Here is a 20,228-nt window from a genome sequence, read left to right on the forward strand (position 1 = left end):
ACGGCACCACGAGACGGGGCGATGGTCTCCGCCCGGAACCCGCTGAGTTATAGTCGGTCGGCAGACGCGCTGAACTCATATCGGGAGTGTCGCAAACGGATGGAAGGCAGAGAACTCATGATCCTCGGCAAATTGCTGCTGACCTTCGGCGTTCTGCTGGGCGTGGCGCTGTGGCAGTTGTACGCCTTGAGGAGGGAGCGGCTGCGCCGCGGCGAGGATGACGGCGAGGGTCACGGCCGGGCGTAACGCAGCGGCCGCAGGGCGTCGATGTGCTCCGGCGACAGGCCGCAGCAGCCGCCCACGATCTGCACCCCGTCCGCGACCCAGTCCGATGCATGGCCCAGGAATTCGCCGGGCAGGATCACCTCCTCGAACTGCCATTCCGGCATGCGGAAAAAGCCGGAGTCCGGGTAGGCCAGCAGCGGGCCTGCATGGTGACCGCGCAGCAGGGCGAGCGCGTCGGCCACCAGGTGAGCCGGTGTATGCATCACGCCCGCCGCGGCCACGTCGTAGTCGTCCAGGACCGCGACGAGTTCCTCGAAGGGAAGGTCCCGCTCCGGCGCATAACTGAGCAGCCGCCCGTCCTCCGCCCTCCTGGCGGAGAAGCCGGCCCAGACCGGGAGCCCTGTCGCCAGCGCGGCCTCGAACGCGAGACCGACGCGCTCCGGGTAGTACATCATCTCCAGCAGGATGAGATCGCAACCGCTGTCACGCAGAAACCCGGCGAGTTCCGCATAGGCCTCGGCCATGGCTGCCGCGGACGGTGACCGGGCGGCATCCGGCTGCGCGCTGCCGGCGACGAACGGCGCCATGTGCGAGAGGGAGCCGGCGACGAGCACGTCACTGCGGCCGCTGGCCTGGCGCGCCCGGTGTGCGGCGTCGACGGCGGCACGATTGATCTCTTCGAAGCGCTCGCCGTAGCCCGCCGGCTCGAGCATGAGGCGGGAGGAGGCATAGGTATTGGCGGTGATGACGTCGGCGCCCGCAGCGATGTAGTCCCGGTGCACGCGCTCGAGGATGTCGCCGCTCTCGAGCGACGCCGGCCCGCACCAGGCGCCGGGGTCCATCTGCACGCCGCGGCGCTGCAGTTCGGTGCCGGTGCCGCCGTCCAGGAGGACGATGTCGCCGGCCTGGAGTCTCTCCCTGATCGCTCCGTAACCCATATCCGGCCTCCATGGCTGAATTGCTCCGGCACGCCGGAGGACGCCCGGATTGCCAGAGGGTATCAGGCGGCCTCGTCCTCCGTCTCCGGCTCGTAGCCGAGCGAGGGCGCGAGCCACCGCTCGGCCTCCGCGAGGCTCATGCCCTTGCGCCTCGCATAGTCCGCCACCTGGTCGCGGCCGATCTTGCCCACCGTGAAGTAGTGGGCCTCCGGGTGGGCGAAGTAGAGACCGCTCACAGAGGCGGTCGGCAGCATGGCCATGGACTCGGTCAGCCGCATGCCGATGCGCTGCTCCACTTCCAGCACCTGCCACAGGGTCCGCTTCTCGGTGTGGTCCGGGCAGGCGGGATAGCCCGGCGCCGGGCGGATGCCGTGGTATTCCTCGGCGATCAGAGCATCGTTGTCCAGTGACTCGTCCGCCGCGTAGCCCCAGTACTCCTTGCGCACCCGCTCGTGCAGATACTCGGCACCCGCCTCCGCCAGCCGGTCCGCGAGCGCCTTCAGCATGATGGAGGAATAATCGTCGTGGTCGGCCTCGAAACGCTGCACGTGCTCGTCGATGCCGAAGCCGGCGCTCACGGCGAAGGCGCCCAGGTAGTCCTGCCGGCCGCTGTCCGCGGGGGCGACGAAATCCGCCAGGCACTCCTGGGGCAGATCGTCGCGCTTCTTCTTCTGCTGGCGCAGGTGGTGGAACGTGGCCAGCGGCTCCGCGGCGCCTTCTTCCGGATAGATGGCAATATCGTCGCCCACCGAGGCCGCCGGGAACAAGCCGATGACCGCGCGGCACTCCAGCCACCCCTCGTCGATGATGCGCCGGAGCATCGCCCGGGCGTCAGCGTACAGCGAGCTGGCCGTCTCGCCCACTTCCGGGTCTTCGAGGATGTCGGGGAAGCGGCCGCGGAACTCCCACGCGTTGAAGAACGGCATCCAGTCGATGTAGTCCACCAGCGTCGCCAGCGGTATGCGCTCGAGGGTGCGCACCCCCAATGCTTCGGGAGCGGGCGGCCGGTAGTTCTGCCAGTCGATCGCGTGACGCCGCCGGCGGGCGTCCGCCAGGCCCAGCTCCGGCGCCTGCCGGGTCTTGCCCGCGTGCATCTCCCGCCGCCGCGCGCAGTCGGCCTTGATCTTCTGCACGAAGGCGTCGCGCCCCTCGCCCACCAGCGACTGGGCCACGCCCACGGAACGCGAGGCGTCCTTCACGTAGATGACCGGGCCCTCGTAACGGGGATCGATCTTCACCGAGGTGTGCGCCGGCGAGGTGGTGGCGCCGCCGATCAGGAGCGGCACGGTGAAGCCCAGGCGCTGCATCTCGGCGGCGACATTCACCATCTCGTCCAGCGAAGGCGTGATGAGGCCGGACAGGCCGATGATGTCGGCGCCTTCCCGACGCGCCGTCTCCAGGATCTTCTCGGCCGGCACCATCACGCCGAGGTCGATCACCTCGAAGTTGTTGCACTGGAGCACGACGCCCACGATGTTCTTGCCGATGTCGTGGACGTCGCCCTTCACCGTGGCCATGATTACCGTGCCGTTGGAGCGCGACTCGCCGTCCTGCTCCTCCTCGATGTAGGGGATGAGATGGCCCACCGCCTTCTTCATGACCCGGGCCGACTTCACGACCTGGGGCAGGAACATCTTGCCTTCGCCGAACAGGTCGCCGACCACGTTCATGCCGTCCATGAGCGGGCCCTCGATCACGTCCAGCGGCCGCACTGCCGCGAGCCGCGCGGCTTCCGTGTCCTCGATGACGTATTCGTCGATGCCCTTGACCAGCGAGTGCTCGAGGCGCTTCTCCACCGGCCACTCGCGCCAGCCGAGATCGGTCGTGCGCTTCTGGCCGCTGCCGTCGCCCCGGTATTTCTCCGCGATCGCCAGCAGCCGGTCGGTGGCGTCGTCGCGGCGGTTCAGCACCACGTCCTCGACCGCCTCGCGCAGTTCGCCCGGCAGGTCTTCGTAGATGGCGAGCTGGCCCGCGTTGACGATACCCATGTCCATGCCCGCGCGGATGGCGTGATACAGGAACACCGAATGGATGGCCTCGCGCACCGGATTGTTGCCGCGGAACGAGAAGGAGACGTTGGAGACCCCGCCGCTCACGAGCGCATGCGGCAGTTCCGCCTTGATGCGGCGGGTCGCCTCGATGAAGGCGATGCCGTAGCCGTTGTGCTCCTCGATGCCCGTGGCCACCGCGAAGATGTTGGGATCGAAGATGATGTCCTCGGCCGGGAAGCCGACCCGTTCCGTCAGTATCCGGTACGACCGCTGGCAGATCTCGAGCTTGCGCTCCACCGTGTCCGCCTGGCCGTCCTCGTCGAAGGCCATGACAATGACCGCCGCGCCGTAATCGCGCACCCGCCGGGCCTGCTCGACGAACTCCGCCTCGCCCTCCTTCAGGCTGATGGAGTTCACGACGGGCTTGCCCTGGATGCAGCGCAGTCCCGCCTCGATGACGCTGAATTTCGACGAGTCCACCATGATCGGCACCCGGGCCACGTCAGGCTCGGACGCGATCAGGTCGAGGAACGTCACCATGGCCGCCTCGGAGTCCAGCATGCCCTCGTCCATGTTCACGTCGATGATCTGGGCGCCGTTCTCCACCTGCTGGCGGGCCACGTCCACGGCGGTGGCGTAATCGCCGGCCTCGATCAGCTTGCGGAACTTCGCGGAGCCGGTGACGTTGGTGCGCTCGCCCACGTTCACGAACAGGTCGTCCGGACCGATGTTCAGCGGTTCCAGGCCGGACAGCCGGCACTCGCGGGGGATGTCGGGCACGACGCGGGGCGCAAGCGGCTCGATGGCCTGGCGCAGGCGGCGGATGTGCTCCGGCGTGGTGCCGCAGCAGCCGCCGACCAGGTTCACCAGTCCGGACTCGGCGAACTCGCGCACGACCGCGGCCATCTCCTCGGGCGTCTCGTCGTACTCGCCGAACTCGTTCGGCAGTCCGGCGTTCGGGTGTGCGCTCACGCGGGTATCGGCCACCCGCGACAGCTCGGCGACGTAGGGCCGCAGGTCGGCGGCGCCCAGTGCGCAGTTCAGCCCGATCAGGAACGGCTCGGCGTGGCGCACCGAGTTCCAGAACGCCTCGGTGGTCTGGCCGGACAGGGTGCGGCCCGAAGCATCGGTGATGGTGCCGGAGATCATGACCGGGATGCGGCCGCCGCGTTCGCGCTCGATCTCGCGGATGGCGTACAGCGCGGCCTTCGCATTCAGCGTATCGAAGATGGTCTCCACCATCAGGAAGTCCGCGCCGCCTTCCATGAGGGCGCGGGCCGCCTCGGCATAGGTCTCCACCAGTTCGCCGTAGCGGATGTTGCGCTTGCCGGGGTCGTTCACGTCCGGCGACAGGGACGCCGTGCGGTTGGTCGGCCCGAGTACGCCTGCGACGAAGCGGGGCCGGCCGTCAGCGGCCTCGAACTCGCCGGCGACGTCGCGCGCGAGCCGCGCCGCGGCCAGGTTCAGCTCGCGCACCAGGGACTCCATGCCGTAGTCGGCCTGGGAGGGGGCGTTGGAGTTGAACGTGTTCGTCTCGATGACGTCCGCACCGGCCTCCAGGAAGTCCCGGTGGATCTGACGGATCAGCCCGGGCCGGGTCAGCGTCAGCAGATCGTTGTTACCCTTGAGGTCGCTCGGCCAGTCGGCGTAGCGCTCGCCCCGATACTCTTCCTCGGACGGGGAATGGCTCTGGATCATGGTGCCCATGGCACCGTCCAGGAACACGATGCGCTCGGCGAGCAGCGCCTCCAATCGTTCGAATCGGCTGCTGCTCATGATCAGGCCGCCGTCGCGCGCTGCGCACGCACGCCCAGCGCATGGCAGATGGCGTAGGTCAGCTCCGAGCGGTTCAGGGTGTAGAAGTGGAATTCGCGCACGCCGTAGCGCTCGAGTTCGCGGGCCTGCTCGATGGCCACGCTGGCGGCGATGAGCTGGCGGGTTTCGGCGTCGTCGTCCAGGCCGTCGAAACGGTGCACCAGCCAGTCGGGCACCCGCGCCCCGCAGCCCTCGGCGAAGCGCTGCAACTGGGGGAAGCGGGTGATCGGCAGGATGCCGGGCACGATCGGCGCGCCGATGCCCGCCGCCGCGCAGCGGTCGCGGAAGCGCAGAAAGTCCTCGATGTCGAAGAAGAACTGGGTGATGGCCCGGCTCGCGCCGGCATCCAGTTTGCGCTTCAGGTTGTCCAGGTCGAAGGCCGCGGACGGCGCCTCCGGATGTACCTCCGGATAGGCCGCCACGGAGACGTCGAAGTCGGCCACGCGCTTCAGGCCCGCGACCAGGTCGGCGGCGTAAGCGTAGCCCTCGGGATGGGGCGTGTAGCCGTCACTGTCCTTCGGCGGGTCGCCCCTGAGCGCCACGATGTGGCGGACGCCGATGTCCCAGTACTGGCGGGCGATATCGTCGATCTCGCCCCGGCTCGCGCCGACGCAGGTGAGGTGCGGCGCCGCCGTCAGGTCGGTCTCGCGCAGGATGCGGCTGACGATGCCGTGGGTGCGCTCCCGGGTGGAACCGTCGGCGCCATAGGTGACGGAGACGAAGCGGGGTCGCAGCGGCGCGAGCCGCTCGATGGAGCGCCACAGCGTCTGTTCCATCTTCTCGCTGCCGGGCGGGAAGAACTCGAAGGAGACCGCGACGTCCGGGACGCTCCGTCCGGCAGCCGGCCCGGGTGTGATGGGTGTCTGTGTCATTGCCATGATTCCATTAGTCCTTGAGTTCCGGATCCTCGAGTTCCGGATCCTTCAGTCTCGATCTTTCGGTTTTCGATCTTTCAGGCGACCTGCCGTTGTGCCGACGTTGCCACGGAGACCAGCCAGGCCGGCTGTCGCGCCGGCACCGGGCGCGGCCGGCCGAGGGCGAGTCCGGCTTCTCCGGCCAGCCGGGCGATCCAGCGCCCCCGGGCCTCGGCGGAGGCTCCAACGCTGTCTTCCGCCGAGCCTCCCGCGAGCGGCTCGATCAGGAGCAGCCGCCCGCCGGGCGCCAGCACCCGCGCGGCCTCGGCCACCGCCTGCTCCGGCGTGCTCGAATGGCCGAGCACCTCGTCCAGGATGACGGTGTCGAACGCGTCGTCGGCGAAGTCCAGCCGGTGCGCATCGCCGGCGCGGATGGTGCAATTGCCGAGGCCGGCGACGGCGAGCTCGGCACGGGCCTGACGGCGCTGGTTGCCGTCGATGTCGACACCCACCGCCCGGCTGGCACGGCGGCCGAGCAGCTTGAGCATGCGCGCGCTGCCGGTACCGATATCGAGCAGGCGGCCGACCGGCGCCGTCAGCACCGTATCCAGCACGGCCCGGTGCAGGCCGCGCTCCGCCTCGGTCAGCGGCGCGGCTTCCGGCTCGACGGCCGCGCGCCGCTCGGCCTCCGCGAGCTCGGCATCCCGCGCGAACTCCGCCGCCTCGGCCGGCACCAGCTCCAGCAGCCTGCGCACGCGCACGGCCCCGGGACCCGAGGAGGGGGTGCGGTAGTAGATCCAGTGACCGTCCCGGAAACGTTCCAGCAGCCCGGCCTCGCACAGCAGTTTCAGATGGCGGGAGATACGCGGCTGGCTCTGGCCGAGCACGCGCACCAGTTCGGAGACGGTGCTCTCGCCCCGGTGGCACAGCACCAGCAGGCGCAGGCGGGTGGGCTCGGCCACCGCCTTCAGCGCTCGCAGGGTTTCCTCGAAGGGTTCCGCCACGGTCAGCTCCAAAACTTGAAATATAAAGCTTAAATATATAAAGATATCTTTATCTTTACTGCACACAAGTTTAGCGCACCTTCCGGGCGCTGTCCCGGCCGATTTGAAATAAGGGGAATAAAAGGGCGACGGAGCGCGAAGGGCCGGCGCCGCGTCAGTGGACGCGGGACGATGCCGGCTGGCCGCCGACAGAGAACAGGCGCTCGACGTCGATGGCGTCGAGCCGGCGCTCCCGGTTGCAGAATTCGCAGGTGGCCCGGATCTCGCCCTGCTCCTCCAGGGTCTCGCGCACCTCATCCTCGCCCAGCAGGCGCAGCGCACGCTCGACCCGCTCGATGGAACAGCGGCATTCGAACCGGGTCGTGCGCGGCCGGAAGGCCCGCACGTCGTCCTCGGCGAACAGCTTGCCGAGCAGCTCCGTGCCGATGCCGCCCCGCATCTCGTCCAGCGTCAGCGTATCGGCCATGAAACCCAGGCGCCGCCAGTCATCCTCCGGCAGCGGCGCCGCCGCGTCGGGCACCCGCTGCAGCAGCAGCCCGGCCGCGCAGTCTCCGTCGGCCATCAGCCAGAGGCGGGTCGGCAGCTGCACCGAGCGCTCGAAATAGCCCTCCAGGCAGGCGGCGAGCGACTCGCCGCCGGCATCGACGATGCCCTGGTAACGGTCGGCCAGCACGCTCGACTCCACCGTCATCGCGCAGCGGGCACCTCGCGAGAGCGCCGCGAAGCCGGCCTCCGGCGACACGTCCCGGGCCAGCGCCATGCCGCGCAGGTGCAGCTCGTTGGTGGACTGGACCACCAGCAGCTCCAGCGGCCCGTCACCGGAAAGCTGCAGCGTGAGCTGGCCGTCGAACTTCAGCGAGTTGGCGATGAGCGCCGCGGCTGCCGCGGCCTCGCCGAGCACCCGGCCTACCGGTGGCTGGTACTCGTGGGTACCGGCGAGCTCCCGCCAGGTCTCGGCGAGCTGTACGAGCGCACCGCGCACCGGCAGGTGCTCGAACAGGAACGGTTGCAGGACGTCCCGGCTCAACGCGCTTCACTCCGCATCCAGGGCGGCTTTCAGCAGGCGATTGACCTCGCCGGGGTTGGCCTTGCCTTTCGTCGCCTTCATCACCTGGCCGACGAAGAAGCCGATCACCTGGGTCTTGCCGCCCCGGTATTGCTCCACCTGCTCCGGGTTGGCGGCCAGCACGTCTTCCACGATGCGCTGTATCTCGCCGCTGTCGGTGATCTGCTTCAGGCCTTTCGCCTCGATGACCGCATCGGCATCGCCCTCCCCCGCCCACATGGCCTCGAAGACCTGCTTGGCGAGCTTGCCGGACAGTGTGCCGTCCGCGATACGGTCGAGCAGTTGCGCCAGGCCGGCCGGCTCGATGCGGCTCGCCGTGATATCCAGGCCGTCCCGGTTGAGCGCCGCGGAGAGTTCGCCCAGCACCCAGTTGGCCACGGCCTGGCCGTCGCTGCCGCCGGCGGCCGCCACCGCCTCGAAGTAATCCGCCAGCGCCGGCGTACCGGCCAGCACCACCGCATCGTCCGCCTTGACGCCGTATTGCTCGCCCAGCCGTCGGCGCTTGGCATCCGGCAGCTCCGGCAGGGTCTGCCGCACCGTCTCGACGAGCGCCTCGTCGATCTCCACCGGCAGCAGGTCCGGGTCGGGGAAATAGCGGTAGTCGTTGGCCTCTTCCTTGGTGCGCATCGGCCGGGTCTCGTCCCGTTCCGCATCGTACAGGCGGGTCTCCTGCACCACGGAGCCGCCGTCCTCCAGCACCTCGATCTGGCGCTCCACCTCGAAGTTGATGGCGCGTTCGAGGAAACGGAACGAGTTCAGGTTCTTCAGCTCGGTGCGGGTGCCGAGCTTCTCGTCCCCGGCCCGGCGCACCGATACGTTGGCGTCGCAGCGGAACGAGCCCTCCTGCATGTTGCCGTCGCAGATGCCGAGATAGCGCACCAGCGTGTGCATGGCCTTCATGTAGGCCGCGGCTTCCTTCGCCGAGCGCAGCTCGGGCTCGGAGACGATCTCGAGCAGCGGCGTGCCCGCCCGGTTCAGGTCGATGCCGGTGAGGCGCTCGAAACCCTCGTGCATGGACTTGCCGGCGTCCTCCTCCAGGTGCGCGCGGGTGAGGCCGATGCGGCGCACCTCGCCGTCGTCGGTGACGATCTCCAGGGATCCGCCGGTGACGATGGGCAGCTCGTACTGGCTGATCTGGTAGCCCTTCGGCAGGTCCGGATAGAAGTAGTTCTTGCGGGCGAAGACGCTGCGCGGCGCGATGGCGGCGCCGACGGCCAGGCCGAACTTCACGGCCATCACGACCGCACCCCGGTTCAGCACCGGCAGCACGCCCGGATAGCCCAGATCCACCAGGCAGGCCTGGGTGTTGGGCTCCGCGCCGTAGCGGGTGGGCGCGCCGGAGAAGATCTTGCTCTCCGTCGCGAGCTGCGCGTGGATCTCCAGACCGATGACCGTCTCCCAGCTCATGGCCGCCTCCTCACTCGTAGTGCGCCGGTGCGCGCCGGTGCCAGTCGGTGACGCCCTGATACTGGTGGGCGCAGGCGAGCAGGCGCTCCTCGCCGAACGCCGGTCCGATCAGCTGCAGGCCCACCGGCAGCCCGCCCGAGAAGCCGCAGGGGACCGACAGGCAGGGCAGCCCGGCGAGGTTCGCGCCGATGGTGTAGATGTCGTTCAGATACATGGTGATGGGATCGTCGGTCTTCGCGCCCAGCTCGAAAGCCGGTGTCGGCGTGGTCGGCCCGGCGATGAGATCCACGTCGGCGAACGCGCGGCGGAAGTCCTCGCTGATGAGCTGACGCACCTTCTGGGCCTTCAGGTAATAGGCATCGTAGTAGCCGGCGGAGAGGACGTAGGTGCCGGTCATGATGCGGCGTTTCACCTCCGCGCCGAAGCCCTCGGCGCGGCTGCGGCAATACAGGTCCATGAGGTCTTTCGGGTCTTCGGCCCGATAGCCGAAGCGCACGCCGTCGAAGCGCGACAGGTTGGACGAGCACTCGGCCGGCGCCACGACGTAATAGGTGGGCACCGACAGGCCGATATTCGGCAGGTCGATCTCCCGCACGCTCGCCCCGAGGCCCTCCAGCTCGCCGATGGCCGCGCGCAGCGCCGCCTCGTTGTCGGCCTCGAGACCCTCGTCGAAGAACTGGCGTGCGAGCCCGATGGTGAGGCCTTCCAGCGGCTGATCCAGGCCGGCCACGTAGTCCGGCACCGGCTCTTGCACGGAGGTGGAATCCCGCGGATCGAAGCCGGCCATGGCACCGAGCAGGAGTGCCGCGTCCTCCGCGCTGCGGGTCAGCGTGCCAGCCTGGTCCAGGCTGGAGGCGAAGGCGATCATGCCCCAGCGCGAGACCCGGCCGTAGGTGGGCTTCAGCCCCGTGATGCCGGTCAGCGCCGCCGGCTGGCGGATGGAGCCGCCGGTGTCCGTGCCCGTGGCCGCCGGCACCAGCCGCGCGGCCACCGCCGCCGCCGAGCCGCCGGAGGAGCCGCCGGGCGAGCGGGCGGTATCCCAGGGGTTGGCGACCGGGCCGTACCAGCTGGTCTCGTTGGACGAGCCCATGGCGAACTCGTCCATGTTGGTCTTGCCCAGCATGATGGCGCCGGCCGCCTTCAGCCGCTCCACCACCGTGGCGTCATAGGGAGAGACGAAGTTGTCGAGCATGCGCGAACCGCAGCTGGTGCGCACGCCGGCGGTGCAGAAGATGTCCTTGTGGGCGATGGGCAGGCCTTCCAGCGGACGCGCCTCGCCGGCCGCGCGGCGGCGGTCGGAGTCGGCGGCGGCGGCCCTGGCCTCGTCCCCGGTCACGGTGATGAAACTGTTCAGCGTGCCGTCGTGGGCACCGATGCGCTCGAGCAGCGCCTCGACGAGTTCCGCGGCGGTGAACTCGCCCGCCTCGAGCGCGCGCCGTATCGCGGCGAGTGACAGCTCATGCATGGTCGTGACTCGGCAGTGGTTGGACGATGATGCTTCTGGACAATCTGACCGGATAGACTGAAACGCGCGGCCGGGGCGACGAATGCCGGAGCCGGCCCGCGGCCGCCGAACCGTGCGGAGACACCCGTTCGATGACCCTTCCCGTGATCCTTATTCGATAACCCTGGGCACCAGATACATGCCGTCGGCGACCGCCGGCGCGTTCTTCTGGTACTCCTCCCGGTCGACTCGCTCTGTCACTTCGTCCGGGCGCAGGCGCTGCACCTGGTCCAGGGGGTGGGCCATCGGTTCCACCGAATCCGTGTCTGCCTGTTGCAATTGGTCCACGAAATCGACGATGCTGCCCAGCTTGTCGACGAAATCGGGGATTTCCCCCTCGTCGAACTCCAGTCGCGCAAGAGTCGCGATATGTTCCACTTGCTCTCGGGTCAGGGACACCGCAAGGCTCCGGTCTGTGACGCGTGTATCGTTGTCGAAAGGGTCGGCACCTGCCACGGCAGTGCCGAACGCGAAATGATACACGCCGTCTTGCCCAATGTCGTCCCCGTTGCTAGAGTAGCTTTTTGCCTTGATCCGCGGGATTTTGCCCGACAATGCTGAAGAGTCTTCTGGGTTATTTCTCCAACGACCTTTCCATCGATCTCGGGACAGCGAACACACTGATCTACCTCCGCGGGCATGGCATCGTGCTCAACGAGCCGTCGGTAGTAGCCATACGGGAAGAGTCCGGCCGCGGCGGCCGGAGCGTGGAGGCCGTCGGTACCGAAGCCAAGAGTATGCTGGGGCGCACGCCCGGCAACATCACCGCAATCCGTCCGCTGAAAGACGGCGTCATCGCCGATTTCACCGTGACCGAGAAGATGTTGCAGCACTTCATCAAGAAGGCGCACGGCAACCGCTTCTTCGCCCCCAGCCCCCGCGTGCTGGTGTGCGTACCCTACGGGTCCACCCAGGTCGAGCGCCGCGCCATCCGCGAGTCCGCCGAGGGTGCCGGCGCCCGCAAGGTCTATCTCATCGAGGAACCCATGGCGGCGGCCATCGGCGCCGGCATGCCGGTGCACGAGGCGCGCGGCTCCATGGTGCTCGACATCGGCGGCGGCACGTCCGAGGTTGCTGTGATCTCCCTGAACGGCATCGTCTACGCCTCCTCCGTGCGGGTGGGCGGCGATCGCTTCGACGAGGCCATCACCAATTACGTGCGCCGCAATTACGGCATCCTGATCGGCGAGGCCACGGCCGAGCGCATCAAGCACGAGATCGGCTCCGCCTATCCCGGCCAGGAGGTCAAGGAGATCTCGGTGAAGGGCCGCAACCTTTCCGAGGGCGTGCCGCGGAGCTTCACGCTGAACAGCAACGAGATCCTGGAGGCGCTGCAGGAGCCGCTGCAGGGCATCGTGGGGGCCGTGAAAGAGGCGCTGGAGCAGACCCCGCCGGAACTCGGGGCCGACGTGGCCGAGCGGGGCATCGTCCTCACCGGCGGCGGTGCCATGCTGAAAGACCTGGACAAGCTCCTCATGGAAGAGACCGGGCTGCCGGTGGTCATCGCCGACGATCCGCTGACGTGCGTGGCACGGGGCGGAGGCCGGGTGCTCGAACTCATGGATGAGCACGGACCGGCCGTCTTCGGCCTGGACTGAGCCGTCCGTGAGCGCGGCGGCCGCATCCACCGTCGCCGCCCAGTGAACATCCCTGCACGGCCGGCGACCCGGGCGCCGGAGCCCGGCGGCACGGGAGGCCGGCGGGCGGTCTCCGACCCTTTTTTATTGTTCTTATCGTGCTGATCATTCAGGGGCATGGCCACAGCTCAGTCTGACACCCAGCGAAGAACGGCTCCGATGCGCTCGCTCGGCGCCCGTACGCTCGCGCTGGTGCTGCTGAGCGTCGTCGCAATGGTGATTGACCACCGGGAGAACCACCTGGATGCCGTGCGCCGGGCGATCGCCACCGCCATCTACCCCCTGCAGGTCATCGTCGCGCTGCCCGCCGAGGCCTTCGGATGGGCCCGCGAAAGCGGCATCAGCCGCAGCGACCTGCAGCGGGAGAACAACCGGCTGAAGGCCGAACGCCTGGCCATCCGCGCCAAGCTGCAGCAGATGGCGGCGCTCGAATCCGAGAACGCCAGGCTGCGCCTGATGCTGCAGACCACCACCCGGGTGGGCGACCGGGTGCGGGTGGCGGAGATCATGGCCGTCGACGCCAACCCCTACCGCCACGACATCGTCATCGACAAGGGACGCCGGCACGGCGCCTACGAGGGCCAGGCCATCATCGACGCCACCGGCGTCGTGGGCCAGATCATGCACGTCGGCCCGTTCACCTCCGAGGCCATGCTGATCAGCGACCCCGACCATGCGCTGCCGGTGGAAGTGAACCGCAACGGGCTGCGCACCATCGCCGTCGGCACGGGCGAGTACGACCGGCTCGATCTGCCGTTTCTGCCGAACAATGCCGACATCCGGCCCGGCGACCTGCTGGTCACCTCCGGGCTGGGCGGAGCCTTCCCGGCGGGCTATCCGGTGGGCGAGGTCACCGAGGTCGCGCCGAACCCGGCCGAGTCCTTCGCCGCCATCCGCGCCCGGCCGGCCACCGCGCTGAACCAGGTGCGCGAGGTGCTGCTGATCTGGCCCGGCGAGCCTGAGACGCCGGTGGCGGACGAGTCCGCCGAGGATGCGGCCGGCACCCCGGAGCCCGCGGGCGAGGCGGCGACGGAGACGGAGACGGCCGATGAGTGACGCCGTGGCCCTCGAGCGCTGGCCAGTGTGGTTCTGCCTGCTGGCGGCACTGCTGCTCTCCATCATGCCGCTGCCGGAACTCATCGAACCGTTCCGCCCGGACTGGGTGGCGCTGACGCTGATCTACTGGGCGCTCGCGTTCCCGAGGGTGTTCGGCCTGCTGACCGCCTGGATCAGCGGCCTGCTGCTGGACGTGGCCCAGGGCACGCTGCTCGGTCAGCACGCGCTGGCGGCGACCGCGATGATCTACTTCCCGCTGCGCTTCCACCTGCGCCTGCGGGTCTTCCCGATCTGGCAGCTCTCGGCCACCGTGATGGCCCTGCTCGCGCTGTACCAGTTCATTCTGTTCTGGATCAACGGAACCGCGGGCGTGGCATCCGATCTCATGGAATATTGGGGTTCCGTCATCACCGGCGCACTGCTGTGGCCGCCGCTGATGCTGTTCTTCAACGGCGTGCGCCAGCAGATGACGGTGACGAGGTAGACGATGCGCAGACGCGCTCCCATCAAGGACTCGGGTGCCGAGCAGCGGATGTTCCTGAACCGCGTGATCCTCGCGGTGGTGGTCGCGCTCGGCCTGATGGGGCTCGTGGTCGGCCGCCTGGTCCAGCTCCAGGTGATCGAGCACGAGCACTTCGCCGACCTCTCCCAGGGCAATCGCATCCGCATCGAACCCGTGCCGCCCACCCGCGGCCTGATCTACGACCGCCGGGGCGTCATCCTGGCCGAGAACGTGCCCACGTATCAGCTCGAGCTGGTGCCCGAGCAGGTGGAGGACGTGGATGCGACGCTGGCCGCGCTGATCGACGAGGGCCTGCTGGCCGAGGAGGATCTGCCGCGCATCCACACGCTGCTGGGCACGAACCAGCGCTTCACGCCCATCCCGCTGCGCTACCGGCTTGAGGAAGAGGAGCTGGCGCATTTCGCCATCGCCCGCCCGCGTTTCCCGGGCGTCGACATCCGCGCGCGACTGATGCGGCACTACCCCTTCGACAGCGCCGCGGTGCATGCCGTCGGTTACGTCGGCGGGCTGAGCAAGGAGGAGCTGGAGCGCCTCGAGGACCCGGCTGCCTACGCGGGCACCACCCAATACGGCAAGACCGGCATCGAGCAGCGCTTCGAGGAGTTCCTGCACGGCGACGTCGGCCACCGTCAGGTGATCGCCAACGCCCGCGGCCGCACGCTCGGCCAGGTGCCCGGCGTGCAGCCCCGGCCGGGCGCGAACCTCTACGTCAGCCTGGACATCGAACTGCAGCTGCTCGCCGAGGAAGCCATGGCCGGGCGGCGCGGGGCCGTGGTGGCGCTGGACCCCCGCAGCGGCGAGGTGCTGGCGCTGGTCAGCACGCCCGGCTTCGACCCCAATGCCTTCGCCGCGGGCCTGAAGCCCGCCGAGTTCCGCGCGCTGAGCACCCACCCGGACCAGCCGCTGTTCAACCGGGCGATCCGCGGCCGCTACCCGCCGGGCTCCACCATCAAGCCCATGCTCGGCTTCGCCGCCCTGGAGGAGAGCGTCTCCGACCTGGACCACAGCCTGCGCTGCTCGGGGCATTTCTCGCTGCCCGGCAGCAGCCACCGCTACCGGGACTGGAAGACACATGGGCTGGTCAACCTGCACGACGCCATCACCGAGTCCTGCGACGTGTACTTCTACGAGATGTCGACCGAGCTCGGCATCGATACCATGCACGACTATCTCACCCGCTTCGGCCTCGGCAGCCGCACCGGCATCGACATCGCCGGCGAGACCGCCGGCGTGGTGCCGTCCCGGGCCTGGAAGCGGGAGAAGTTCTCCAGCCGCGCCAACCAGGTCTGGTTCCCGGGCGAGACGGTCATCGCCTCCATCGGCCAGGGCTACATGCTGACGACGCCGCTGCAGCTCGCCGTGGCCACCGCCGCCGTGGCCACCCGCGGCGAGCGCCACCGGCCGCACCTGGCGCTGGGCTGGGAACACCCGCTGGACGGCGAATTCCATCCCTTCGAACCCGAGCCGCTCACGGCGATGAGCGTGCACGACCCCCTGCACTGGGAAGTGATCATCAACGCCATGCGCGACGTGCTCCAGGGCGAGAACGGCACCGCGCGGGCGGTGGGACTGGATGCGCCCTACTCCATGGCCGGCAAGAGCGGCACGGCCCAGGTGTTCAGCGTGGGCCAGGACGAGGAATACGACGAGGACGAGATCGACGAACGGCTGCGCGACCATGCCCTGTTCATCGCGTTCGCCCCGCTCGAGGATCCCCGCATCGCGGTATCGGTCATCGTGGAGAACGGCTCCAGCGGCAGCCGCGTGGCGGCGCCCATCGCCCGCGCCGTGATGGACAAGTGGCTGCTCGAGGAGCGTTACGAGGCTGCGGCCGCGGGCCGCCGGCAGCCGGCCCCGCCGGCCGAGGCGCTGACCGAGACGCCAATGGCGAACAACGCGCCGGCGGAGGACTGACCGATGGGTACGTTATTCCGTGAGAACGCCCGTTTCGCCGAGCGCCGGCCACTCGGCGGCATCGGCCAGATTCTCGCCAACCTGCACCTGGACGGCCCCCTGCTCGCCGGGCTGGGCGTCATCTGCGTATTCGGCCTGTTCGTGCTCTACAGCGCCGTGGGACAGAACCCGGACCTGCTGCTGCGCCAGGTGATCCGCCTCGGCCTCGCCCTGCTGGCGCTCGTGATCGTGGCCCAGCTCTCGCCGGCTCTGCTGCGGCGCTGGACGCCCTGGGGTTATCTGGCCGGACTCACCCTGCTGGCCCTGGTGCTGATCCTCGGCGAGGTGGGCCAGGGGGCGCAGCGCTGGCTGGACATCGGGGTGCGCTTCCAGCCCTCGGAGATCATGAAGCTGGCGGTGCCGATGATGGTGGCGGCCTTCCTGCACGACCGGCCGCTGCCGCCGCGGCTCGGCCATCTGGTCGTGATCGGCGCCATGATCGTCCTGCCCGCCCTGATGATCGCCGTGCAGCCCGATCTCGGCACCGCACTGCTGATCGTCGCGGCCGGCGTGCTGGTGGTGCTGCTCGCCGGCATGTCGTTCGGCCACATCCTCGCGCTGGGCGCGCTCGGCGTCGCCACCATGCCGGTGCTGTGGCACTTCATGCACGACTACCAGCGCCAGCGGGTGCTGACCCTGCTCGATCCCCAGAGCGACCCTCTCGGGGCCGGCTACAACATCATCCAGTCCAAGATCGCCATCGGCTCCGGCGGGCTGTTCGGCAAGGGCTGGACCAACGGCAGCCAGGCGCAGCTCGAGTTCCTGCCGGAGAAGGATACCGATTTCATCTTCGCGGTGCTGTCCGAGGAGTTCGGGCTGCTCGGGGTGCTGGCGCTGCTGACGATGTACCTGTTCGTGGTCGCGCGCGGCCTGTACATCGCCGCCAACGCCCAGGACACCTATTCCCGGCTGCTGGCCGGCAGCATCAGCCTGACCTTCTTCGTCTACGTGTTCGTGAATACGGCCATGGTCTGCGGCCTCATCCCGGTGGTCGGCGTGCCGCTGCCGCTGGTGAGCTTCGGCGGCACCTCCATGGTGACGCTCATGGCGGGTTTCGGTATCCTCATGTCCATCCACACCCACCGCAAACTCCTGCCTCGGTAGGTCCACGACAGATGTACAGACACTGCCAGGAAACGCCGGACAGGACATGCACCCAGTGATCCGCTCTCTCTGCCTGCTCGCCGCCATCGTGGCCCTCGCCGGCCTCGCGGCGTCGCCGGCCCGGGCGCTGGACACCTCCCGCGCCGACGTGGCCACGTTCATCGACGAAGTGGCCGAGCGCCACGGCTTCGACCGGGCCGAGGTCGAGCGCACCCTGGACGACGCCGAGACACAGCAGCCCATCCTGGACGCCATCAGCCGGCCGGCCGAGAAGGTGAAGCCCTGGCACGAGTACCGCGCGATTTTCCTGACCCCGGAGCGCATCGAGGCCGGCGCCGCGTTCTGGCGCGAGCATGCCGACGAGATCGAGCGCATCGGCCGCGAGACCGGCGTGGACCCTGAGGTCATCGTCGCCATCATCGGCGTCGAGACCTACTTCGGCCGCATCACCGGGCGCTACCGGGTGCTGGACGCGCTGGCGACACTGGCCTTCGACTACCCGCCGCGCAGCCCGTTCTTCCGCCGGGAACTCGAGCAGTTTCTGCTGCTGGCCCGCGAGGAGCGCGTCGACGTCGATACCGCGCTGGGCTCCTACGCGGGCGCCATGGGCGCGCCCCAGTTCATGCCGTCCAGCTACCGGGCCTATGCCGTGGATGCGAGCGCGGACGGGCTGCGCGATCTCTGGACGGACTGGAGCGACGTGTTCGGCAGCGTCGCCAACTATCTCAAGGCCCACGGCTGGCGTGCCGGCGAACCGGTCTTCGCCCGCGCCACCACCGGTTCGGCCTGGACCGGCGAGCCCGCCGGCGACAAGGGTCTGGACACGGACGCCACGATTGCCAGGCTGAGCGCCGGCGGCATCGTCTTCTCGACGGAGCTGCCCGGCGAGGCGGCCGCGCGGCTGCTGCGCATGGAAGGCGAGGACGGCGACCAGCTCTGGGTGGGCTTCCACAACTTCCACGTGATCACCCGCTACAACCGCAGCGCCATGTACGCGCTGGCGGTGTGGCAGCTCGGGCGCGAGATCGCGCTGGCGGTCGGGGACGGGGACGGCGATGCAGAGGCGTAAGCTCAGGACGGCAGCGCTGACGGCGGCGGCTCTGGCGCTGGCCGCCTGCGCCGGCACCGGGCCGCGCCAGGACGGCTCTGTGCAGGACGGGCCGCCGCCGGCCGCCCGGGCCGACGTCCGCGTGCCGCCGACCATACCGGCGCCCGAGCCGAAGAGCCGCTACGGCAACCCGGATTCCTACGAGGTGTTCGGCAAGCGCTACCACGTGCTGCCCACCGCCGACGGCTACCGGGAACGGGGCGTCGCCTCCTGGTACGGCACCAAGTTCCACGGCCGGCGCACCTCCTCCGGCGAGCCCTACGACATGCACGCGTTCACGGCCGCCCACAAGACGCTGCCGCTGCCCACCTGGGTGGAGGTGACCAACCTGCGCAACCGCCGCAGCATACTGGTGCGGGTCAACGATCGGGGCCCGTTCGTCGCCAACCGCATCATCGATCTCTCCTACGCCGCGGCGCAGGAACTCGACATCGTGGGGGACGGGACGGGGCTGGTGGAGGTACGCGCGATCACCTTCGACGGCGCCGCCACCGGCGACATCATGACGGCGGCCGCCCCGGCTGCGGCGCCGGCCGAGAGCCTCCCGCCCGAGGACGTCGCCGCCCGGGCGCCTGCGGCGGGACAGACGGGCGATGCGCCGGTACTATATGCGCAGGTCGGCGCCTTCGGCCAGCGGGAGAATGCCGAGCGCATGCACGGCAGGCTGCTGGCAAACGACTTTCCCGATGCATTCATCTTCGAGGACACGACCGAAGAGCGCCGGCTGTACCGGGTGCGGGTGGGGCCGATCCCTTCGGTGGAAGCCTATGACGCCACCGTCGCCAGGCTCGCTTCCCTCGGCATCGACAGCGTCCACATGATTATCGAATAGACTGTGCCATGAGCCTCAAACAGCCCCCGACGGCGCGCGGACGCCTGTGCGCCAATCTCCTCTTGTCGATCCTCGTCCCGATCCTGGGCCTCGTCGCGCCGCTGCCGGCCGCGGCGGCACTGCCGGACATCCCCATACCGGCCCCGCCGCAGCTGAACGCGGCGAGCTACGTCCTCGTCGACGCGGACAGCGGCACGGTGCTGGCGGACCGGGAGGCGGGCAAGCGGGTGGCGCCGGCGAGCCTGACCAAGCTCATGACCGCCTACGTGGTGTTCCACGCGCTGCGCGACGACCTCATCACCCTGGAGGAGGAGGCCACGGTGAGCCGCAAGGCTTATCGCACGCCCGGCTCACGCATGTTCATCGAGATCAACTCCCGGGTGAGCATCCAGGACCTGCTGATGGGCATGATCGTGCAGTCCGGCAACGACGCGAGTGTGGCGCTCGCCGAGCACATCGCCGGCTCCGAAGAAGTGTTCGCCGAGATGATGAACCGTTACGCCCAGGAGCTGGGCATGCTTGGCAGCCACTTCCAGAATGCCACCGGCCTGCCCGGCGATAACCACTACACGACGGCCGGCGACATGGCCAAGCTGGCGCGGGCCCTCATCAACGACTTCCCGGAGTACTACCGCTGGTACTCCGTGCGCGAGTTCACCTACAACGAGATCACCCAGCGCAACCGCAACCGGCTGCTCTGGCGCGACCCGACCGTGGACGGCTTCAAGACCGGCCACACGGACGCGGCCGGCTACTGCCTGGTGGCCTCCGCCGTGCGCGACGACATGCGGCTGATCTCGGTGGTGATGGGCTCGCCGAGTTCGCGGGTGCGCACCGACGCGAGCCAGGCCCTGCTCAATTACGGCTTCCGCTTCTTCGAGACCCACCGGCTGTTCGCCGCGGGCGATGTCGTGGAGACGGCGAAGGTGTGGAAGGGCGCCGTCGAGGCCGCACAGCTCGGCGTCTCCCGCGACCTGTTCGTCACCATCCCGCGGGGCACCTACGACCGGCTGCAGCCGCTGGTGGAGATGCCGGCGACGGTGATCGCCCCGGTTGCCGAGGGCCAGACGCTCGGCGAACTGCGCGTCGAGCTGGACGATCAGCTGCTGGCCGCGATGCCGCTCGCCGCCCTCGCCCCCGTCGCCGAAGGCACGTTCTGGCAGCGCCTCAGCGACGAGGTCATGCTCTGGTTCGAATGAGGACGCGCCCGG

The 20,228-nt window shown here is 69.1% G+C and carries 17 protein-coding genes; 9 read left to right on the forward strand and 8 right to left on the reverse strand.

What is annotated here, in order from left to right:
- The first annotated feature begins 99 nt into the window (after positions 1-99).
- Positions 100-246, forward strand: coding sequence for a hypothetical protein (locus ACJMK0_RS16860; RefSeq protein ID WP_405240077.1), 147 nt, complete (start codon positions 100-102; stop codon positions 244-246).
- Here ACJMK0_RS16860 and ACJMK0_RS16865 read toward each other — a convergent pair.
- From ACJMK0_RS16865 to gatC, 8 genes are all read right to left on the reverse strand, one after another.
- A complete protein-coding gene (locus ACJMK0_RS16865) occupies positions 231-1,163 on the reverse strand; it encodes a homocysteine S-methyltransferase family protein (protein ID WP_405240079.1) in 933 nt (310 codons plus the stop codon). The genes ACJMK0_RS16860 and ACJMK0_RS16865 overlap by 16 nt on opposite strands.
- A 62-nt stretch (positions 1,164-1,225) precedes the next feature.
- Positions 1,226-4,930, reverse strand: a complete 3,705-nt coding sequence (gene metH, locus ACJMK0_RS16870; protein WP_405240081.1) for a methionine synthase — start codon at positions 4,928-4,930, stop codon at positions 1,226-1,228.
- A 2-nt stretch (positions 4,931-4,932) separates the two neighbouring features.
- Complete coding sequence (gene metF, locus ACJMK0_RS16875) at positions 4,933-5,841, reverse strand: methylenetetrahydrofolate reductase (RefSeq protein WP_405240082.1); 909 nt, start codon at positions 5,839-5,841, stop codon at positions 4,933-4,935.
- An 80-nt stretch (positions 5,842-5,921) separates the two neighbouring features.
- Positions 5,922-6,827: an ArsR/SmtB family transcription factor gene (locus ACJMK0_RS16880; RefSeq protein WP_405240084.1), complete on the reverse strand. Its 906-nt coding sequence runs from the start codon at positions 6,825-6,827 to the stop codon at positions 5,922-5,924.
- A 154-nt stretch (positions 6,828-6,981) separates the two neighbouring features.
- A complete protein-coding gene (gene hslO, locus ACJMK0_RS16885; protein ID WP_405240086.1) occupies positions 6,982-7,854 on the reverse strand; it encodes an Hsp33 family molecular chaperone HslO in 873 nt (290 codons plus the stop codon).
- Positions 7,855-7,860: 6 nt separating this feature from the next.
- Positions 7,861-9,300: an Asp-tRNA(Asn)/Glu-tRNA(Gln) amidotransferase subunit GatB gene (gene gatB / locus ACJMK0_RS16890; protein ID WP_405240088.1), complete on the reverse strand. Its 1,440-nt coding sequence runs from the start codon at positions 9,298-9,300 to the stop codon at positions 7,861-7,863.
- A gap of 10 nt (positions 9,301-9,310) precedes the next feature.
- Positions 9,311-10,765, reverse strand: a complete 1,455-nt coding sequence (gene gatA / locus ACJMK0_RS16895; protein ID WP_405240091.1) for an Asp-tRNA(Asn)/Glu-tRNA(Gln) amidotransferase subunit GatA — start codon at positions 10,763-10,765, stop codon at positions 9,311-9,313.
- Between the two features lie 150 nt (positions 10,766-10,915).
- Positions 10,916-11,203 carry an Asp-tRNA(Asn)/Glu-tRNA(Gln) amidotransferase subunit GatC gene (gene gatC, locus ACJMK0_RS16900; RefSeq protein WP_405240092.1) on the reverse strand — a complete coding sequence of 96 codons (288 nt, stop codon included), beginning with the start codon at positions 11,201-11,203 and terminating at the stop codon, positions 10,916-10,918.
- Between the two features lie 155 nt (positions 11,204-11,358).
- Between gatC and ACJMK0_RS16905 the strand changes: the two genes are divergently transcribed.
- The 8 genes from ACJMK0_RS16905 (at position 11,359) to ACJMK0_RS16940 (ending at position 20,216) form a co-directional block, all read left to right on the forward strand.
- Positions 11,359-12,402, forward strand: a complete 1,044-nt coding sequence (locus ACJMK0_RS16905; protein WP_405223519.1) for a rod shape-determining protein — start codon at positions 11,359-11,361, stop codon at positions 12,400-12,402.
- Positions 12,403-12,600: 198 nt separating this feature from the next.
- The gene (mreC, locus tag ACJMK0_RS16910) at positions 12,601-13,497 is read left to right on the forward strand and encodes a rod shape-determining protein MreC (RefSeq protein ID WP_405240094.1); all 897 of its coding nucleotides are present in this window, start codon (positions 12,601-12,603) and stop codon (positions 13,495-13,497) included.
- Positions 13,490-13,981 (forward strand): rod shape-determining protein MreD, encoded by a 492-nt coding sequence (gene mreD / locus ACJMK0_RS16915; protein WP_405240096.1) that lies wholly within the window; start codon positions 13,490-13,492, stop codon positions 13,979-13,981. The genes mreC and mreD overlap by 8 nt, the downstream gene beginning before the upstream one ends.
- 3 nt (positions 13,982-13,984) lie before the next feature.
- On the forward strand, positions 13,985-15,934 hold the full coding sequence (gene mrdA, locus ACJMK0_RS16920; protein ID WP_405240098.1) for a penicillin-binding protein 2: 1,950 nt from the start codon (positions 13,985-13,987) through the stop codon (positions 15,932-15,934).
- Positions 15,935-15,937: 3 nt separating this feature from the next.
- On the forward strand, positions 15,938-17,077 hold the full coding sequence (gene rodA, locus ACJMK0_RS16925) for a rod shape-determining protein RodA (RefSeq protein ID WP_405240099.1): 1,140 nt from the start codon (positions 15,938-15,940) through the stop codon (positions 17,075-17,077).
- Between the two features lie 46 nt (positions 17,078-17,123).
- Complete coding sequence (gene mltB / locus ACJMK0_RS16930) at positions 17,124-18,146, forward strand: lytic murein transglycosylase B (RefSeq protein ID WP_405240101.1); 1,023 nt, start codon at positions 17,124-17,126, stop codon at positions 18,144-18,146.
- Positions 18,133-19,017 (forward strand): septal ring lytic transglycosylase RlpA family protein, encoded by an 885-nt coding sequence (locus ACJMK0_RS16935; protein WP_405240103.1) that lies wholly within the window; start codon positions 18,133-18,135, stop codon positions 19,015-19,017. Before mltB ends, ACJMK0_RS16935 begins: the two co-directional genes overlap by 14 nt.
- An 8-nt stretch (positions 19,018-19,025) precedes the next feature.
- Positions 19,026-20,216 carry a D-alanyl-D-alanine carboxypeptidase family protein gene (locus ACJMK0_RS16940; RefSeq protein ID WP_405240105.1) on the forward strand — a complete coding sequence of 397 codons (1,191 nt, stop codon included), beginning with the start codon at positions 19,026-19,028 and terminating at the stop codon, positions 20,214-20,216.
- The last annotated feature ends 12 nt before the right edge of the window (positions 20,217-20,228 follow it).

The sequence above is a fragment of the Lentisalinibacter orientalis genome (assembly GCF_040706535.1).
GTDB lineage: Bacteria > Pseudomonadota > Gammaproteobacteria > Steroidobacterales > Woeseiaceae > Lentisalinibacter > Lentisalinibacter orientalis.

What these genes read in the sequence shown, in the direction of transcription:
- ACJMK0_RS16860 (WP_405240077.1), top strand. Translation starts at nt 100, where the DNA reads ATGGAAGGCAGAGAACTCATGATCCTCGGCAAATTGCTGCTGACCTTC.
- ACJMK0_RS16865 (WP_405240079.1), bottom strand. Translation starts at nt 1,163, where the DNA reads ATGGGTTACGGAGCGATCAGGGAGAGACTCCAGGCCGGCGACATCGTC.
- metH (WP_405240081.1), bottom strand. Translation starts at nt 4,930, where the DNA reads ATGAGCAGCAGCCGATTCGAACGATTGGAGGCGCTGCTCGCCGAGCGC.
- metF (WP_405240082.1), bottom strand. Translation starts at nt 5,841, where the DNA reads ATGACACAGACACCCATCACACCCGGGCCGGCTGCCGGACGGAGCGTC.
- gatB (WP_405240088.1), bottom strand. Translation starts at nt 9,300, where the DNA reads ATGAGCTGGGAGACGGTCATCGGTCTGGAGATCCACGCGCAGCTCGCG.
- gatA (WP_405240091.1), bottom strand. Translation starts at nt 10,765, where the DNA reads ATGCATGAGCTGTCACTCGCCGCGATACGGCGCGCGCTCGAGGCGGGC.
- ACJMK0_RS16905 (WP_405223519.1), top strand. Translation starts at nt 11,359, where the DNA reads ATGCTGAAGAGTCTTCTGGGTTATTTCTCCAACGACCTTTCCATCGAT.
- mreC (WP_405240094.1), top strand. Translation starts at nt 12,601, where the DNA reads ATGCGCTCGCTCGGCGCCCGTACGCTCGCGCTGGTGCTGCTGAGCGTC.
- mreD (WP_405240096.1), top strand. Translation starts at nt 13,490, where the DNA reads ATGAGTGACGCCGTGGCCCTCGAGCGCTGGCCAGTGTGGTTCTGCCTG.
- mrdA (WP_405240098.1), top strand. Translation starts at nt 13,985, where the DNA reads ATGCGCAGACGCGCTCCCATCAAGGACTCGGGTGCCGAGCAGCGGATG.
- rodA (WP_405240099.1), top strand. Translation starts at nt 15,938, where the DNA reads ATGGGTACGTTATTCCGTGAGAACGCCCGTTTCGCCGAGCGCCGGCCA.
- mltB (WP_405240101.1), top strand. Translation starts at nt 17,124, where the DNA reads ATGCACCCAGTGATCCGCTCTCTCTGCCTGCTCGCCGCCATCGTGGCC.
- ACJMK0_RS16935 (WP_405240103.1), top strand. Translation starts at nt 18,133, where the DNA reads ATGCAGAGGCGTAAGCTCAGGACGGCAGCGCTGACGGCGGCGGCTCTG.
- ACJMK0_RS16940 (WP_405240105.1), top strand. Translation starts at nt 19,026, where the DNA reads ATGAGCCTCAAACAGCCCCCGACGGCGCGCGGACGCCTGTGCGCCAAT.